The sequence below is a fragment of the Mycolicibacterium madagascariense genome, assembly GCF_010729665.1.
Classification (GTDB): domain Bacteria; phylum Actinomycetota; class Actinomycetes; order Mycobacteriales; family Mycobacteriaceae; genus Mycobacterium; species Mycobacterium madagascariense.
This window is the reverse complement of the sequence record NZ_AP022610.1, coordinates 2059618-2075363: the sequence shown is the minus strand read 5'-3', so window position 1 is coordinate 2075363 and position 15746 is coordinate 2059618. Positions and strand designations below refer to the sequence as shown.

Annotated in this window: 16 protein-coding genes; 3 read left to right on the top strand and 13 right to left on the bottom strand. The window is 69.4% G+C overall.

Translation table 11 applies throughout. From position 1 onward, the window contains the following. Positions 1 to 27: 27 nt before the first annotated feature. Positions 28 to 1188, top strand: coding sequence for an AAA family ATPase (locus G6N60_RS09830; RefSeq protein ID WP_163735925.1), 1161 nt, complete (start codon positions 28 to 30; stop codon positions 1186 to 1188). Between the two features lie 2 nt (positions 1189 to 1190). Here the strand turns inward: G6N60_RS09830 and G6N60_RS09825 are convergent, their stop codons facing one another. Next, on the bottom strand, positions 1191 to 2045 hold the full coding sequence (locus tag G6N60_RS09825; RefSeq protein WP_163735922.1) for an SDR family oxidoreductase: 855 nt from the start codon (positions 2043 to 2045) through the stop codon (positions 1191 to 1193). Positions 2046 to 2067: 22 nt separating this feature from the next. After that, on the bottom strand, positions 2068 to 2700 hold the full coding sequence (locus G6N60_RS09820; protein ID WP_163735919.1) for a TetR/AcrR family transcriptional regulator: 633 nt from the start codon (positions 2698 to 2700) through the stop codon (positions 2068 to 2070). A 119-nt stretch (positions 2701 to 2819) separates the two neighbouring features. Here G6N60_RS09820 and G6N60_RS09815 point away from each other — a divergent pair, with 119 nt between their 5' ends. Continuing rightward, positions 2820 to 4301, top strand: a complete 1482-nt coding sequence (locus G6N60_RS09815; RefSeq protein ID WP_163735917.1) for a cytochrome P450 — start codon at positions 2820 to 2822, stop codon at positions 4299 to 4301. Positions 4302 to 4304: 3 nt separating this feature from the next. Here the strand turns inward: G6N60_RS09815 and G6N60_RS09810 are convergent, their stop codons facing one another. From G6N60_RS09810 to G6N60_RS09800, 3 genes are all read right to left on the bottom strand, one after another. Beyond that, the gene (locus G6N60_RS09810) at positions 4305 to 4874 is read right to left on the bottom strand and encodes a DUF308 domain-containing protein (RefSeq protein WP_163735914.1); all 570 of its coding nucleotides are present in this window, start codon (positions 4872 to 4874) and stop codon (positions 4305 to 4307) included. 72 nt (positions 4875 to 4946) lie between these two features. Further along, a complete protein-coding gene (locus G6N60_RS09805; RefSeq protein ID WP_163735910.1) occupies positions 4947 to 5522 on the bottom strand; it encodes a TetR/AcrR family transcriptional regulator in 576 nt (191 codons plus the stop codon). A gap of 187 nt (positions 5523 to 5709) precedes the next feature. Continuing rightward, on the bottom strand, positions 5710 to 6201 hold the full coding sequence (locus tag G6N60_RS09800; protein ID WP_163735907.1) for a 2-isopropylmalate synthase: 492 nt from the start codon (positions 6199 to 6201) through the stop codon (positions 5710 to 5712). 187 nt (positions 6202 to 6388) lie between these two features. Here G6N60_RS09800 and G6N60_RS09795 point away from each other — a divergent pair, with 187 nt between their 5' ends. Next, a complete protein-coding gene (locus G6N60_RS09795) occupies positions 6389 to 7141 on the top strand; it encodes a sulfite exporter TauE/SafE family protein (protein WP_179969667.1) in 753 nt (250 codons plus the stop codon). Here the strand turns inward: G6N60_RS09795 and G6N60_RS09790 are convergent. From G6N60_RS09790 to G6N60_RS09755, 8 genes are all read right to left on the bottom strand, one after another. Continuing rightward, positions 7138 to 8193, bottom strand: coding sequence for a phosphotransferase family protein (locus tag G6N60_RS09790; protein ID WP_163735903.1), 1056 nt, complete (start codon positions 8191 to 8193; stop codon positions 7138 to 7140). The genes G6N60_RS09795 and G6N60_RS09790 overlap by 4 nt on opposite strands. A gap of 59 nt (positions 8194 to 8252) precedes the next feature. After that, positions 8253 to 8672 (bottom strand): nuclear transport factor 2 family protein, encoded by a 420-nt coding sequence (locus tag G6N60_RS09785; protein ID WP_163735900.1) that lies wholly within the window; start codon positions 8670 to 8672, stop codon positions 8253 to 8255. Positions 8673 to 8705: 33 nt separating this feature from the next. Further along, positions 8706 to 9386 carry a cutinase family protein gene (locus tag G6N60_RS09780; protein WP_163735897.1) on the bottom strand — a complete coding sequence of 227 codons (681 nt, stop codon included), beginning with the start codon at positions 9384 to 9386 and terminating at the stop codon, positions 8706 to 8708. Positions 9387 to 9475: 89 nt separating this feature from the next. Beyond that, on the bottom strand, positions 9476 to 11212 hold the full coding sequence (gene poxB / locus G6N60_RS09775) for a ubiquinone-dependent pyruvate dehydrogenase (RefSeq protein ID WP_163735894.1): 1737 nt from the start codon (positions 11210 to 11212) through the stop codon (positions 9476 to 9478). Positions 11213 to 11419: 207 nt separating this feature from the next. Next, positions 11420 to 12430 (bottom strand): VWA domain-containing protein, encoded by a 1011-nt coding sequence (locus G6N60_RS09770; protein WP_163735892.1) that lies wholly within the window; start codon positions 12428 to 12430, stop codon positions 11420 to 11422. Then, positions 12427 to 13440, bottom strand: a complete 1014-nt coding sequence (locus G6N60_RS09765) for a VWA domain-containing protein (protein WP_163743740.1) — start codon at positions 13438 to 13440, stop codon at positions 12427 to 12429. Before G6N60_RS09765 ends, G6N60_RS09770 begins: the two co-directional genes overlap by 4 nt. 167 nt (positions 13441 to 13607) lie before the next feature. Continuing rightward, positions 13608 to 14504 carry a ferredoxin family protein gene (locus G6N60_RS09760; protein WP_163735888.1) on the bottom strand — a complete coding sequence of 299 codons (897 nt, stop codon included), beginning with the start codon at positions 14502 to 14504 and terminating at the stop codon, positions 13608 to 13610. 7 nt (positions 14505 to 14511) lie between these two features. Continuing rightward, on the bottom strand, positions 14512 to 15738 hold the full coding sequence (locus G6N60_RS09755) for a cupin domain-containing protein (RefSeq protein ID WP_163735885.1): 1227 nt from the start codon (positions 15736 to 15738) through the stop codon (positions 14512 to 14514). Positions 15739 to 15746: the final 8 nt, after the last annotated feature.

Genomic DNA, 15746 nt, shown 5'->3' with positions numbered 1-15746 from the left:
GTCGGTATGGGGCAATAGCCTCGTCTCGTGTTGCACACCATCGCCATCCGCGGATACCGGTCGCTGCGCGAGGTCGTCGTGCCCCTGACGGGCTTGACCGTCGTCACCGGCGCCAACGGCACGGGCAAGTCGTCGGTGTACCGCGCACTGCGGCTCATCGCCGACTGTGGCCGCGGGGAGGTCATCGGCTCGCTGGCGCGTGAGGGTGGGCTTCGATCGGTGCTGTGGGCCGGGCCCGAGAACACCAGCGGCGCGCGTCGCACCGGCCGCAGCGAGGGCACCACGCGGACCGGCCCCGTCGCCCTCGAACTCGGCTTCGCCTCGGACGACTTCGGCTACCTCATCGACCTCGGCCTGCCGCAGGACGCCGGCCTCGGCTCGCTGTTCGCGCTCGATCCGGAGATCAAGCGCGAGGCGGTGTTCGCGGGTCCGCGGCTGCGCCCCAGCGCGACGTTGGTCCACCGCGTGCGCGACTACGCCGAGGTCGCGTCGGCGTCGGGCCGTGGGTTCGACGAGCTCACCAGGTCACTGCCCGCGTACCGCAGCGTGCTGGCCGAGTACGCGCACCCCGACGCCCTGCCCGAGCTGGCCGCCGTGCGAGATCGGTTGCGCGACTGGCGCTTCTACGACGGGTTCCGGGTCGACGCCGACGCGCCCGCCCGGCGGGCGAGCATCGGCACCCGCACTCCGGTGCTGTCCGACGACGGCGCCGACCTGGCCGCGGCGATCCAGACCATCGTCGAGTCCGGGTTCGACGACCTGGCCAGGGCCGTCGCGGCGGCCTTCGACGGCGCCGAGGTGTCGGTGGCGGTGCGCGACGGCCTCTTCGAGTTGCAGCTGAGCCAGCGCGGCATGCTGCGACCGCTGCGGGCCGCCGAATTGTCCGACGGCACACTGCGATTCCTGCTGTGGGGCGCCGCCCTGCTGAGCCCGCGCCCGCCGTCGCTCATGGTGGTGAACGAGCCGGAGACCTCGCTGCACCCCGACCTGGTGGCGCCCCTGGCGGCGATGGTCCTGGCGGCCGCGGCGCGCACCCAGGTGGTGGTCGTGACCCATTCGCAGGCCATGCGCGACCATCTCGCGAACGACACCACCAGCGACGTCGAGCTGTACAAGGAATGGGGTGAGACCAGGGTGGCCGGTCAGACCATGCTGACCGTCCCGCCGTGGGACTGGGGTTCGCGCTGAGCTCAGCCGGTCTTGGACGGCCGCAACGCGCGCGTGAAGATCACGTTCACCTGACGCATCGCCACGCTGTACGGCCACCAGGCGAATCGCTTGAACGCATACAGCGCCCGGATGTCGTGGGAGGTGTAGACGAGGTAGCGGTTGCGGGTGACGCCGCGAAGGATCTTGTCGGCCACCAGTTCCGGCGAGACGGCATGCCCGCTGAACCGGTCCACCCATTTGCGGACCTGCGGGTGTTCGCGTTCGACGCCGGCGATTTCGACGGTCTGGACGAGCGGCGTCTTGACCGCACCGGGCACGACCACCGACACCCCGATGCCGTGCCTGGCGAGGTCGAAGCGCAACACCTCCGACAGGCCGCGCAGGCCGTACTTGCTCGCGCTGTAGGCCGCGTGCCACGGCAGCGCGACCAGGCCCGCCGCCGACGACACGTTCACCAGGTGGCCGCCGTTGCCCGCGAGAACCATTGGGGGAACGAAGTTCTCGATGACGTGGATGGGTCCCATCAGATTGATCGAGACCATGGACTCCCACTGCCGATGGCTCAGGTGACTGACCGTGCCCCATGCCGAGACCCCGGCGATGTTCATCACCACGTCCATGGCGGGGTGGGCGCTGTGGATGTCGGCCGCGAACGCAGCCACCTCGTCGTAGTCCGAGACGTCGAGCACCCGGTGCGCGCTGACGACGCCGCCGAGGGCCCGCACGTCGGCGACCGTCTGGGCCAGACCGTCGGCGTTGCGGTCGGTGAGGAACAGTTCGGCGCCCTCGGCGGCCAGTTTCAGCGCCGTGGCCCGTCCGATTCCGCTGGCGGCGCCGGTGAGGAAACACCGCTTGCCCGCAAACTCCCGCACCATGACGGTGACCCTACCGGGCGAGTTACGCGCCGGGATCGCTCCCGCCCCACAGGGCGTTCAGCCACAACCGCTCGAGTACCTCGACGGCGCGGGCGGGATCCGTGCCGCGACCGACGAAGGCGGGATCGTGGGACAGCGTGACCGCCGTCGTCGCCGTCAGCATGCGGACCAGTGCGGGCACGTCGTCGGTGATGGGCCGGGCGCCCGAGTCCTGCCGGACGAGGCCGACGATCTTGTCGATCACGGTGTCGGAGTAGTCGTTCATGATCTCGCGGATTTGGGCGTCGGTGTTCTGGGCGAGCGTGCACGCCTGCATGATCGGGTCGTGGTGCGCGAAGACCGCGGCCGCACTGCCCACCATGCGCTTGGCGAACTCCGACGGCGTCTCACCCGGCTCGCGGGGGGCGAAGTCGTGGGTCAGCTTGTCGAGTTCCTCCATGGCGTCGGCGACGATCACCGCGAGCACCGCGTACTTGGAGTCGAAGTAGAAGTAGAACCCCGACCGCGCGACGCCGGCCCGCTCGCTGATCAGGCTGACGGAGAGGTCCGCGAACGACTTGTGCTCGAGCAGTTCGCGGACGGCGCCGACGATGGCCTCACGCTGACGGTCGCCGCGACTGCGGCGGGTCTCGCTGGGGACGGATTCGGCGGTCATCGTGGTCAACCTTCCCACCAGCGACACGGCACGACAAAACTTGACATGCGTCAAGTGGGGACTACAGGATGGTGGCAACGAGTGAGTTCGACCACACCTCCCAGCCCAGGAGATTGCCGATGGCGACAATCAGCACCCCCGACTACCTGATCGACCAGGCCAAGCGGCGCTTCACGCCGTCGATCAACAACTTCCCCGGCATGGGCGCGCTCGAGCGCAAACTGCTGCGCACCGACTTCCCGCAGCGGGTGCTGGCCGAACCGCCGGCGGGCAGCGGCCTCAAGCCGGTGATGGGCGATGCGGGCCTGCCCGTCCTGGGCCACATGATCGAGATGTTCCGTGGCGGCCCCGAATACCTGATGCACCTCTACACGACGAAGGGACCGGTCTACTACGCCGACTCGCCGGTGCTGCCCGCCGTGACGGCGCTGGGACCCGACGCCGCCCAGGTCATCTACTCCAACCGCAACAAGGACTACTCCCAGCAGGGGTGGACGCCCGTCATCGGTCCGTTCTTCCATCGCGGCCTCATGCTGCTCGACTTCGACGAGCACATGTTCCACCGGCGCATCATGCAGGAGGCGTTCGTTCGCACCCGCCTCGTCGGCTACACCGAGCAGGTCGACACCGTGGTGTCCAAGGTCATTGCCAACGACTGGGTCGCCGACGACCCGCGGTTCCTGCTCTACCCCGCGATGAAGCAGATGACCCTCGACATCGCCTCGATGGTGTTCATGGGCCACGAGCCGGGCACCGACCACGAGCTGGTGACCAAGGTGAACAACGCCTTCACGACCACCGTCCGCGCGGGCAATGCGATCATCAGGACCGGGGTGCCGCCGTTCACGTGGTGGCGCGGCCTGCAGGCCCGCAAATTGCTGGAGAACTACTTCCAGGCGCGGGTCAAGGAACAGCGGGCGTCGCAGGGCAACGATCTGCTGTCGGTGCTGTGCCAGACCGAGGACGAGGACGGCAACAAGTTCTCCGACGCGGACATCGTGAACCACATGATCTTCCTGATGATGGCCGCGCACGACACGTCGACCTCGACGGCGACCACCATGGCCTACTACCTCGCCGAGAACCCGCAGTGGCAGCAGCGGTGCCGCGACGAGTCCGACCGCCTGGGCGACGGACCGGTCGACATCGAGTCGCTCGAGAAGCTCGAATCCCTCGACCTCGTCATGAACGAGTCGATCCGATTGGTCACGCCCGTGCAGTGGGCGATGCGGCGGGCCGTGCGCGACACCGATCTCCTGGGCTACCACATCCCCGAGGGCACCAACGTGATCGCGTATCCCGGTCTCAATCACCGGCTTCCGGAGTTCTGGACCGATCCGATGACGTTCGACCCCGACCGTTTCGCCGAGCCGCGCAGCGAGCACAAGAAGCACCGGTTCGCGTTCACGCCGTTCGGCGGAGGCTCGCACAAGTGCATCGGCATGATGTTCGGCCAGCTCGAGGTGAAGGTCATCATGCACCGGCTGCTGCGCAAGTACCGGCTCGAGCCGGCGCGTCCCGGGTACCAGGAGAAGTGGGACTACGGTGGCATGCCCGTCCCCATGGACGGTCTGCCAATCATCTTGCGTCCCTTGCGCTGAGGCCTAGCGGCGTCGCCGGTCGGCCACGACCAACCACAGCGCCGACACCAGGAAGTAGAACGCCCCGAGGGCGGCATACGGCGCGATGTCGGTGATGCTGGGCGTGGCCGCACCGTAGGCCTTGGCGACGAACGTCACGCCGACGACCGCGGATTGCGCCCCGCTGAGCGCCATCGCCCACTGCGCCCCGACGCTGCGCCAGCGACGGATCGCCGTGGCGAGCTGAAACAGGCCCGACAGGCTGGCCCACACGCCGAAGACCCCGAGCACCGCGAACATGCTCTGGCTGAGCGCGACCGCCACGGCTGCCGTCGTCACGGTGCTGACGACGGCGTTGAGCGTCTGCGTCGGATTGCGCCGCAACCCGCCATTGCGTTGGGCGTCAACGACATTGGCGAGCGCATCCCACGCCGGGTAGGCGACCAGGAGCACCCCGGCGAGCGTGGGCAGGTCCTTCGCGAAGGTGAACGCGATGGCGACCCAGACGAGCGACACCCCCGCCCTGGTGAAGTAGTAGGTCTTCAGCCAGCTGCGACTCTGAGTCTTGATCTCGGCGGGCAGTGTGTCGGTCATCGTGCGCTCCTTCTTCCATGCGGGATCGACCCAGGCGCCGGGTGCGGGCTGGGTGGGGTCGGGTGGGCCGGGTCAGGCGGTGATGGCCTCGAGCAGTGGGTCGGTGACGAGCGTGAAGACCGCGGGGTCGGAGTAGGCGCGGGCGGACAGCATCGCGCCGTGCACGGCGGCCATGAACTTCTCGGCCTCCGTCTGCGCGGTGCCGGAGAACGTGAATCGTCCTTGCTCGCGGCCGTTTTCGAGAACGGCGGCCAGCCACGTCGACAGCACCTGGAAGTACGCCTTGACCTCGGTCACCACTTCCGGCGGGAGCACCGGGATCTGGGTGGCGAGCAGGGCGCACAGGCAGAAGGTGTTGGTGCCGTCGAGGATGCAGTCCGCCCAGAACCCGATGTAGGCACGCAGCTGATCCACCGGCTCCGGGTGCCGCCGCGTCATCTCGGCGAATCCGGCGTCGGCCTCCTCGCGGTAGCGCGCCACCAGCGCTCTGACCAGGTCGACCTTGGTCGGGTAGTAGTAGTGGATGCTCGCCTTGCGGATGCCGACGGCCGCCGCGATGTCGGCATAGCTGAAGCCGTTGTAGCCGCCGTCGATGAGCAGCGATCGGGCACAGCGGAGGATCTCGTCGTCGGTGGTCGTCGCGGGCATGACGTCAATCTACCTTCTAGTAGGTAGGTGGTCAACGGGACGCTTCACTCTGCGCTGACGGTGACCTTTTCCCGTCGGTACTCACACTTTCCCGCCACCAGCGCAGAGTCGATGACTCCTAGTCGATCGCTCAGCGGGGTACACCGACGCGTTGAAGGCAATGGCAGCAAGATGCTGGAGTTCAGCCCTACTCACTGAGCCGGTTGGCGCAGGCGATCACCGCGCGCAAGGCCGACTGCGCCACGTCGTCGGCCCAGCCCATCGCCCATGCCGAACGCACTCCGTCGGAGCCGCGGATGAAGGTCGCGGTGCCGCCGTCGCCGGTCAGCTGGTGAAACGCGGCGATCTCGACGGGCACCCCGCGGTCGTGCAGCATCGCCGTCAGCGCCGCGACCGGTCCGCTCGCCGCCGCCGTCGACGTGCCGATGCGATCCCCCACCGCGATGGTCGCCTGGTAATTGCGGGCCTGCGGTCCCCACCTGGTCGCGGGCCGGTCGGCATCGGTGCACTGCCACGCGCCGAGCCGCACCGGACCCGAGGACGGGGTGTACCTCGCGAGGAACGCGTCGGTGGACAGCGTGTGGGCGTCGGTGCGCAACTCCCGTGGCAGTGGCCGGTCGAATCGAGCCGCAAAGGACGGGGTCGCCGCGGAGGAATGCTGCTGATGAGTGGAGATCATGTGCCGGTCTTCTCTAGCCAGAGGAATCGACCGACGGTGTAGCAACGACCCACAGCGAGGGGTCGGCCTGGATCAGACCCCGCTGTGGGTTGCTACTACGAGTCGCTTCGGCACGTAGGCGATGCTAGGCCTCCCCCGACGCCGGATGCAAACCTGCCGTTCCGCTAGGTTCATCGCCGATGACGACATGAGTTGGCTCGACGTGGCACTGCTCTTCGTCGCGGGCATCGGTGGCGGCCTGACGGGCAGCATCGCCGGCCTCGCGTCGCTCACCACCTACCCCGCCCTCCTGGTGATCGGACTCCCGCCCGTCGCGGCGAACGTCACCAACACCGTCGCGCTGGTATTCAACGGGATCGGGTCGGTCTCGGCGTCGCTACCGGAATTGCGCGGGCAGCGCGCGGCGCTGGTGCGGTTGGTGCCCATCGCCGCGGTCGGTGGCGCCGCGGGTGGGGCCCTGCTGCTGACGATCCCCGCACGCGGCTTCGAGAACGTCGTGCCGGTCCTGCTGGCCGCGTCGGCAGTGGCGATCGCCCTGCCCCAGCGCGCTCGCGTCGCGCCACCCCGACCGTCGGCCGCCAGGACCGCGCTGGTGGGCATCGCCGTACTGGCGATCTGCCTCTACGGGGGATTCTTCGGGGCGGCGGCCGGAGTGCTGATGCTGGCGCTCTTCCTCCGCACCGGCAGCGCGTCGATGGCGTACGCCAACGCCACCAAGAACGTCGTGCTGGGAACGGCGAATGGCGTGGCGGCAATCATCTTCGCCGTATTCGCCCCCGTCGACTGGACCGCGGTCGTCCCGTTGGGCGTCGGCTGTCTGCTCGGCTCGCGCATCGGTCCGGCCATCGTGCGGCGGGTGCCGGGCACTCCCCTGCGACTGGCGATCGCCGCGGCGGGCATCGCGCTCGCCGTCAAACTCGGCATCGACACCTACCGCTAGCCGAAGGGGTTGTCGCCCTTGGTCACTCGCGTGCCCAGCCCGATCAGAGAGGTGGCCGACGCGTGCAGGCGCTCACCCGCCTCCCGACTGGCACGGCCGGCCAAGTAGCGCGACCACGTGCCCTCGATGACGATGCCGAGCTTGAAACAGGCCAGCGCCACGTACCAGTCGAGGTGCCTCGTCGACCGGCCGCCCGCTGCCACGTAGGCGTCGAGCAGTTCGCGTCGGTCGGCCAGACCGCCGAGCGCGGCCAGCTGCGAACCGGCGTCGATCGTGTTCGGCTCGGTCGGCCAGCACACCAGCATCCAGCCCAGGTCGAGCAGGGGGTCACCGATGGTGCACATCTCCCAGTCGATGAACGCCGCCAGCTCGGGGCGGTCGCGCCGCAGCAGCACGTTGTTCAGGTGGGCATCGCCGTGCATGATTCCCGGCGTGCCGTCGGGCGGCCGATTGTCCTCGAGCCACTGCGCCAGTGCGGCGACGGCGGGCAGGGAGCCGGGATCGTAGGCATCGTGGCGATAGCTTTCGAGCAGGCCGAGGAACTGCGGAACCTGGCGCGCCAGAAAGGAACCCGGGCGGCGCAGCTCCGCCAGCGGACTGCCCTCCCACGCGACGTCGGCGAGCCGGGCCAGGCTCGCGGCGTACACCGGGCCGACGTCGTGTCGCAGGGTCGCGTCGTCGACGTAGGCCTGCGCCATCTCGTTGCCGGGGTTGAACCCGTCGACGTCCTCCATGAGGTAGAACACGACCCCGAGCACGTCGCGATCGGTGCATCCCGCGATGAACTCCGGATGCGGGACCGCACTGCCCGCCAGAGTCTGCAACACCGCGATCTCGCGCAGCATCGTCTTGTCACTCGTCGGCCGCGGGTGTTGCGGAGGGCGCCGCAGCACCGCGGGTCTGCCGTCGATGCGCAAGCGCACCACGATGTTCTGACTGCCCCCGGTCAGCGGCTCGACGTCGGTCACCGCCGTACCGAGCCCCTGCGCACCGACCCAGCGCCGCAGCGCCTCCTGGTCGTGGTCGGTCAGCGTCGGGACGTCATCGGCCATGGGTGACATCGTCGCGCCCCATCCCTCGGCGTGGAGGCGGTTCTCCCGAAGTGGTTCGATCAGGTGGTCTGGGGACCCATCGGGGCCAGCCGCACCGGGGTGAACGTGCGGCGGGCGATGCGCCAGCCGACGTCCAACCTGACGAGCTCGTCGTCGTAGATCCCGATCGCGTTGACGCCGGATCCGTTGTCGCCGAACGTGATCAGACCGTCCACGTAGGTGCGGGCCACGGCGGCGTCGCCGTCGACCGTGATCGCCTGGTTGGTCAGCCGGTGCATCGTGGGGCCCGCCATCGCGTGCGACTGCTCCATGAAGTCGGTGATCGCGTCGACACCGCGCCACGTGCCGATCTGGCCGTAGTCGACGTCGCAGTCGTCGGTGAAGGCGGTACGAAACAGCGCCCAGTCACGACGGTCGATCCCCGTGGCGTAGCGCAGCAGTACCTCTGAGATGTCCTGCCGATCCTCGCGTTCGGTCACCAGAGCCTCCTCGACGGCTGAAGCCGGCGTGCCCTAGACGGCCGCGGGCGCCGCGCCCTTGACCAGGTTGGCCGCGAAGTCGGCGCCCTGGCTCACCATCCCCGTCTCGACGTAGAGGCTGTGGGCCGCGCGGTCGTCGCCGGGTGAGCAGACCGGGTCGGCGCCGTTGCAGAGGTCGATGGACTTGGCTCCGTAGAGCGGACTCAACTCGGTGAGCGGACGGCCGATCTTGTCCGACGGATTGCCGAAGACCGCAACGGCCGCAACGTGATCCGCGGCCTCGGGCGGCAGGACGTCGTTGAAGTCGAACAGCGGTCCCGGTGCGGCGGTGATGAAGTCGACGACCGCCGCGCCCTGGGAGTACCCGCCCAGCACGATCTTGGTGTTCGGACACGTGGCGATGGTCTGCTGAACGTGGGCGCTGGCATCGTTGGCGCCGTCGGTGGCCTGCAGGAAGTCATAGGACGCCGCGTAGTCGACCGCGTAGACGCCGACGCTGCGCCCCTTGAGGTCCTTCTTGAGCGCGTCGACGAACGCCTGGCCCTCCCGACCCAGACCGACGGGCTCGGCAGTGCCCCTGGCGAACACCACTTCGACGTCCGAGCAGCCGGCCGCCGACGCGATCGGCGCGCCGAGGCCGATGGCGCCGGCGGCGACGAGACCGCCGGTGGCCAGGCCCGCCAGCACGGTGTGGAACGCAGACTGAACGAACATGGGCGACGGCTCCTCGGGTGGTGGTCCACTTAGCTAGGTGAACTTACCAAAAGGAACGGCCACGGGCCGGTCGGGCGTCGCGTCCGAGATCAATCGAGCAGTCGACGCGACACGTTGGTCGTGACCAGATCGAGCAGCTCGTCGGCACGGCCCGCCATGATCGTGCGAATGGCGTAGAGCGAGAAGCCCTTTGCCTGCTCGACGCTGATGGCCGGCGGAATGGACAGCTCCTGACGGGCGGTCACCACGTCGACGATCGCGGGCCCGTCGTGGGCGAAGGCATCGGTCAGCGCCTGCTCCAACTCGCCGGGATGCTCGACGCGGCGACCGAACGCCCCCAGCGCCCGTCCGACCGCGGCGAAGTCCGGGTTGACCAGGTCGGTGCCGAAGTTGACGATGCCCGCCGCCTTCATCTCCAGCTCCACGAAGTTCAGCGACGAGTTGTTGAACACGATGACCTTGACGGGCAGGCGGTTCTGCATCAGCGTGACGAGCTCGCCGAACAGCATCGTGAGCCCACCGTCGCCCGCCAGCGCGACCACCTGGCGGTCCGGGAACGCGGTCTGCGCGCCGATCGCATGCGGTACCGCGCACGCCATGGTCCCGTGGTTGAACGACCCGATGAGCCGGCGCTTGCCGTTCATCTCCAGATATCTGGCGGCCCAGACGACGGGCGAGCCGACGTCGACGGTGAACACGGCGTCCTCGGCGGCCAACCGATTGGCAAGGCCGGCAACGTATTCGGGACGGATCGGAGTCTTGTCGCGATCGTTGACCGCGAGCCCGTCCATGGACTTGCGGGTCTTGGCGTAGTGCCGCAGCGACCGGTCGAGGTGCTCGCGCGACGACTTCTGCGTCAGCAGCGGCTGCAGAGCCGCGAGCGTGTCGGCGACCGTGCCGACCAGGCCGAGGTCGATCGGCGTGCGGCGACCCAGGTTTCGGCCCCGCACGTCGACCTGCACGATCCGCGCGTCCTGCGGATAGAACTGCTGGTACGGAAAGTCGGTGCCGAGCATCAGCAGGACGTCGGCCTCCCTGATGGCCTTGTAGCCCGATGCGAACCCGAGCAGGCCGGTCATGCCGACGTCGTAGGGGTTGTCGTACTCGATGAACTCCTTGCCGCGCAACGCATGCACGACGGGCGCGTTCAACGTCCCCGCCAACCGCACCAGCGCGTCGTGGGCCCCCTGCACGCCGGCGCCACCGAGGATCGTGACCCGCTCGGCGCCGTTGAGGATGTCGGCTGCCTGGCGCAGGGCCTCGTCGTCGGGGCGCACCACCGACCGGGTCGGCACGATCGGCTTGGTGAGGTAACCGGATTCGACGGCAGGCGCGAGGAAGATCTCACCGGGTACGACCACGACGGCGACGCCGTTCTCCTCGATCGCGGTGCGCATCGCCATCTCGATGATGCGCGGCGCCATCTCGGGAGTGCTGATCAGCTCGCAGTAGACGCTGCACTCGGCGAACAGGTCCTGCGGGTGCGTCTCCTGGAAGTACTCCGAACCGATCTCGCTGCGCGGGATGTGCGCGGCGATCGCCAGCACCGGCACCCGGCTGCGCTGCGCGTCGAAGAGGCCGTTGATCAGATGCAGATTGCCGGGCCCGCAGCTGCCCGCGCACACCGCCAGCCGTCCGGTCAGCGCGGCGTCGGCGGCCGCGGCGAACGCCGCCGTCTCTTCGTGGCGCACGTGCTCCCAGGTGACGTCACCGGAGCGTCTGATGGCGTCGGTGAACCCGTTGAGGCTGTCGCCGGGCAGTCCGTAGACCCGCCGCACACCGCTGGCGGTCAGTGCATCGATGAGTTGCGTGGCGATGGTGGCCATCCGGCGCCCTCCCCCGTGAGTTCGGCGCGGAAACCCGCGCTGGGCGGGTGTTTCCGCGCCAAAGTCACTCTACTTCGGAGCGGAGCGTTGGCCCGCGTCGAGCCGGATGCACTGCCCGTTGAGCATCGCCTGCCGCCCGAGATCTCCAGGCGCGCTCCCCTTCCACGATGACGCCAGACTGCAAAGCACCGAACGTCTGCGGGCGGCTCAGACGGGAACGCGACGGTTGGTCAGCACCGACGCGAGCACTGCGGCGGCCATCAGCACGGCACCCAGGCGCATCCACGCGCCGCTGGCATCGCCGCGGATGGTCTCGTAGCCGATCTGTTGCTGCAGCGTCGTATACACCTGTTTGAGCTGCTCGAGGCTGCCCGCATGGAACGTCTGTCCGCCGGTGATGTCGGTGATCTGCTGCAATGTGGCGTCGTCGACGGGCACGGCGATCTGCTGGCCGCCGATGTCGACGACGCCGTCGGGGGTGCCGAACGAAATCGTCGAGATGGCGACGCCCTGGTCCTTGGCCGCCCTGGCGGCGGTGTACGCACCGCGGGGGTCGTCGGGGTTCCTCGGGACGGTCTCCGCCCCGTCGGATTCCAGGACGATGGTCGCGGGGGCTGGGGTGTCACCGCCACCCATCACCGCGCCGACGCTCGCGATCGCCTGCAGTGCGGTGAAGATGCCCTCGCCGGTCGCGGTCCGCTCCTCGGGCTTGAGGTTGTCGATCGCCGTCGTCATGGCCGCGCGGTTGGTGGTCGGAGCGACCAGCAGCATGGCGCTGCCGCCAAAGGCCACCAGCCCCAGGTTGATTCCCGGCGTGAGCTCGGCGGCGAACTGCTTGCCCGCCTCCTTGGCCGCGGCCAGCCGGTTGGGGGCGACGTCGGTCGACACCATCGACTCGGAGACGTCGATCACCAGCATCACCACCGCCCGGTTGCGCGGGATGCGGACGTCGTGCGTCGGCGCGGCGAGCGCGACCGCCAGGAACGTCAGGGCGACGACCAGCAGGATGGCGGGCACGTGGCGCCATCGACGACTGCCCGCGGCCGGGGCCACCTTCGCCAGCAGATCCATGTTCGCGAACCGCAGGACGCGACGGTGTCTGGCGAACTGGACGATGACGTAGGCCGCGGCCAGCGCGAGGACGATCAGCAGGTACAGGAAGTACCACCCGTGGGCGAAGCCGGAGAGGGCGAGCGGGCCGAGCAGCGGGACGCTCATGCCGGGAGCCGCCGGTTGATGGCGAGGCCGAGGATCGCGGCGGCGGTCGCGGCGAACACCGCCAGCCGCAGCCAGCCGTCGGCCGCGGGTCCCGGCAGCACCTGGTAGCCGATCTGAGCCTGCACCGACTCGTAGTCCCGGTTCAGCTCGTCGACGCTGGTGGCGGTGTAGGTCTGGCCGCCGGACAGCTCGGCGATCTTCGTCATCGTGTCGGTGCCGACCGGCACCGGCAGGCGTTGATCGTTCAGGTCGACGTAGCCGTCCTTGGTGCCGAATGCGATGGTCGAGATCGGCACGCCCTGGTCCTTCGCAGATCGTGCGGCGGTGTACGCGCCGCGGGGGTTGTCGGGGTTGCTCGGCACGTTCTCGTCACCGTCGGAGAGCAGCACGATGCGCGCCGGCGGGGGCGGTGTGTTGCCGTCGTTGCTCAGGACGACGCCGACGGTGTCGATCGACTGCAGCGCGGTGAAGATGGCCTCGCCGGTGGCCGTCTTGTCGGCGGTCTGCAGCTTGTCCAGCGCGGTGATGGTGTCCTGGTGGTTGGGATTGGGCGCGACCAGCAGGTTGGAGTTGCCCGCGAACGCGATCAGGCCGAGGTTGATGCCCGGGGTCAGATGGGCGGCGAACTGCTTGGCCGCCTTCTGCGCGGCGGCCAGTCGGGTGGGTTCGACGTCGGTCGCGTTCATCGACTGCGACACGTCCACCACCAGCATGATGACGGCGCGGTTGCGCGGGATGCGGACGTCGCGGGTGGGACCCGCCAGGGCGACGGTCAACAGCACCAGCCCGATCAGCGTGAGAGCGATCGGGACGTGCCGCCACCGCAGCTGCCGGGACACGGTCGTCTTACGTCCCGGTGCCGCGCCGATGAAGCGTGCCAACCGCTGACGACGACGGATCTGCGCGACGACGTAGAGCACCAGCAGCGCCAGCGGAACCAACGCGAAGAGGAAGAGCCATCGGTGCTCGAAGCCCGACCAGGTGATCGGACCGACGCCCGGCAGTGTCACCACGGTGCCACCGCCCCCCGTGGTGCCCGCGGTGCGGATGTCGTGACCGTCGCCATTGCCTTGCTGATTCGCCCTTCGGGTCCGGTGGTGTGCCGATTGACAGCGAGTGTGGCCGTGCGACCTGTCCGTCTCCTGAGCGAATGCTGGCAGGGCCGTGTGGCGAACGCCTAAGGCGATCCGATGGAGACGAGCGCGAACGTGCGCACCGGACCGGGGATCGACGAATGACACGTGCTACGTAATGGTTCGGTCACCTGCTCGGTGAGGACGACCTCGACCGGTCCGCCGTCGGCGGCCAGCGTGACGTGGACGTCGTGGTCGACGTGGCGCACGGCCAGCGGGGAGAGCGCCGCGATGCGGTCCTCCCCCGACCGCTCCCGCGCGAAGTGCTGGGCGGCCTGCACGGCATGGGGCAGCGAGGTGCGCCCGCGCAGGAACGCATCGTCGAGCCTGCCGTCGAGGTAGAGCCCGATCAACCCGGCCGCGTCGGTGGCGTCGACGCGGCCGTAGCACAGGCCCTCGGGCAGCACCAGCATCGTCGCCGCGAATCGGTCACCGCCCAGGTGCGAACACTCCCAGGTCGCCTCGGGATAGCGCTCGGCGATGGCCTTGGTCGCCGCCCGGCCCCTGACCGCGCAGCACTGGTCGTGCTTGCCGTGGGCACACACCGCAACGAGGGGACCGTCGACGGGTCGGCCGTCGGATCCGTCGATCGCCACGTCGAGGTAGTCCTGCGGGCCGTCCACCTCGCCGTGGTGCAGTGCCTCGGAGCCCTCCTCGGACTGCGCGATGAACCAGCGCCACCGCGGCGTGGCGGATCGTCGCCCCGGTCGCCGGATCGCCGCGATCCGCAGTCCAGCGGTCTCGAAGCGGCGGGCGATGGCGCGTCCGAGAGCGGGATCGAGGACGGCCGGCGAATTCAGGAACGCCGACCGGCCCCACGGTCCGGCCAGTTCGAGCAGCACCCATGACCGGCCTGCCGAGGCCGTGCCGTAGAGCGGGTCGTTGCGGGCCCGGGACTGGTCGCTGCACGGAGGTGGCTTGCTGACATCGTTGGCGCTCATCTCCGGCTCACGGGTTCGATTGTCCCCCTTGGCTTGCCGGCACCAGCACCGCCTCGCGCAGCAGCCGCCGGATGAGCACGGTCGCGTCGGCGCGGTCGAGACCCGGCGTCGCGGTGGCGTCGGTGACGAGCCCGTGGCGGAACGCGTCGACGGCGGGCGCGCACGACGCGGGAAAGGTGATGGTGCGATCCGGCAGCCGCAGCACCACGCGGTCGGCGAAGTGCTCGACGGTGGCGACGAGCCCGCGCCGCCAGCGCACCGTCGTGTGCTCGGCCCGCTCCGCGGCGACCAGGGTGGCCAGCGGCCGGACGGGAACGGGCCGCGTGCGCTCGGCGTGCCGCCGGGCGAGTCGGGCCGCCGCACCGTCGGTCACCTCCGCGGCGCGGTGGCGCATGGCCTCGGCGACCTCGGCCATGATCTTGGTGGCGATGGCCGCCATGGCGCCGCGGTCGGCGGCGTCGACCCCCATCGGCAGCGACGCGCGGAACTCCTGATGGGACGCCAGGCTGTCGACGACGGCGTGCGCCACGTCGACGGGCGTCAGCGGGGCCACCCCGATGGTGACGTGGATCGACGTCGCCTCAAGCGCCTTCGCGGAGTGGATCCACCCCCGCGGTAGGTAGAGCGCGTCGCCGGGGCCGATCACGGCGTCGATGACGGGGTCCTCGGCAACCCGTTCGGCGATCGCGGCGCGGTGATCGGTCCAGGGTTGGGACGGCAGCGGATCCCTGTGCACCGGCGCGTGGACGATCCAGCGCTTGTGGCCCGCGGCCTGCAGGACGAAGACGTCATGGACGTCGTAGTGCGGATCGAATCCGCGGTTGGCCGGTGGCGTGACGTAGGCGTTGGCCTGCGTCGGATGGCCGAGATCGTCGACCATCCCGCGAACGAACTCGATGAGCGGCGGCCAGAGGCGATGCAGTCCCTGCAGCACGATCGTGGCGCCGCCGGCGAACTGCGCGAGCACCTTGGCCGAGTCGATCTGATCGGGCATCTCGGCCCCGAAGCCGGCCGGGCCGAGGTAGCAGTCGCGGGCGAGCAGTTCCCCCTGCGCGGCCATCCTGATGAACGGCGCGCGGACGCCTCGTTCGGCGATCAGCTCGTCGACCGCCGCCTCCGACAGCAGATCGTCGAAATCCCGCGGGAGTGTCTCGGCCCGGCTCAGCAACGGTTCGCGTCCCCAATACCGGGCCGCGAACGACCCTGCATCGGTGGAGACGCAACGGTTCAGCACCAGGGTGC

Excerpts from the sequence above, each read along its gene's own strand:
- G6N60_RS09780 (WP_163735897.1), bottom strand. The coding sequence starts at position 9,386 with ATGTTCGTTCAGTCTGCGTTCCACACCGTGCTGGCGGGCCTGGCCACC.
- G6N60_RS09825 (WP_163735922.1), bottom strand. The coding sequence starts at position 2,045 with ATGGTGCGGGAGTTTGCGGGCAAGCGGTGTTTCCTCACCGGCGCCGCC.
- G6N60_RS09760 (WP_163735888.1), bottom strand. The coding sequence starts at position 14,504 with ATGAGCGCCAACGATGTCAGCAAGCCACCTCCGTGCAGCGACCAGTCC.
- G6N60_RS09800 (WP_163735907.1), bottom strand. The coding sequence starts at position 6,201 with ATGATCTCCACTCATCAGCAGCATTCCTCCGCGGCGACCCCGTCCTTT.
- G6N60_RS09815 (WP_163735917.1), top strand. The coding sequence starts at position 2,820 with ATGGCGACAATCAGCACCCCCGACTACCTGATCGACCAGGCCAAGCGG.
- G6N60_RS09805 (WP_163735910.1), bottom strand. The coding sequence starts at position 5,522 with ATGCCCGCGACGACCACCGACGACGAGATCCTCCGCTGTGCCCGATCG.
- poxB (WP_163735894.1), bottom strand. The coding sequence starts at position 11,212 with ATGGCCACCATCGCCACGCAACTCATCGATGCACTGACCGCCAGCGGT.
- G6N60_RS09810 (WP_163735914.1), bottom strand. The coding sequence starts at position 4,874 with ATGACCGACACACTGCCCGCCGAGATCAAGACTCAGAGTCGCAGCTGG.
- G6N60_RS09790 (WP_163735903.1), bottom strand. The coding sequence starts at position 8,193 with ATGGCCGATGACGTCCCGACGCTGACCGACCACGACCAGGAGGCGCTG.
- G6N60_RS09770 (WP_163735892.1), bottom strand. The coding sequence starts at position 12,430 with ATGAGCGTCCCGCTGCTCGGCCCGCTCGCCCTCTCCGGCTTCGCCCAC.
- G6N60_RS09820 (WP_163735919.1), bottom strand. The coding sequence starts at position 2,700 with ATGACCGCCGAATCCGTCCCCAGCGAGACCCGCCGCAGTCGCGGCGAC.
- G6N60_RS09795 (WP_179969667.1), top strand. The coding sequence starts at position 6,389 with ATGAGTTGGCTCGACGTGGCACTGCTCTTCGTCGCGGGCATCGGTGGC.